The sequence below is a fragment of the Candidatus Megaera venefica genome, from assembly GCF_034554655.1.
Lineage (GTDB): Bacteria > Pseudomonadota > Alphaproteobacteria > Rickettsiales > Rickettsiaceae > Megaera_A > Megaera_A venefica.
The window spans coordinates 1-319 of the sequence record NZ_JARJFB010000281.1; the positions used below are offsets into that span (position 1 = coordinate 1).

Sequence of the window (319 nt, forward strand, 5' to 3'; positions counted from 1 at the left end):
TTTTGACCTTTGTTTTAATAGTTGATATTGATTGTCTATGATAAGTAACTTTACATCACTTTGGGTTCACAGCATCTTTTAGCTTCTGACCAACCTTAAACTTTGGTTGATTATAAGCAGCGATTTGCAGAGCCTCACCCGTGCGAGGATTACGACCCGATCTAGTCGCCACTTTACTTACACTAAAATTACCGAAACCGATTAATGATATTTCATTACCTTTCCCCATGGCATCAATTACTGAAGAGGTAAACATATCAATGGTTTTCTCGGCCTCTATTTGTGTGCATTGATGTTGCTGTGCTACATGCTTTACGAA

The 319-nt window shown here is 38.2% G+C and carries 1 protein-coding gene; it reads right to left on the reverse strand.

Features of this window, described 5'->3' with window-relative positions; all coding sequences use genetic code 11:
* Positions 1-55 precede the first annotated feature (55 nt).
* Positions 56-319: HU family DNA-binding protein (locus tag Megvenef_RS09790; protein WP_322777719.1), on the reverse strand; the 264-nt coding region annotated here is incomplete at its 5' end.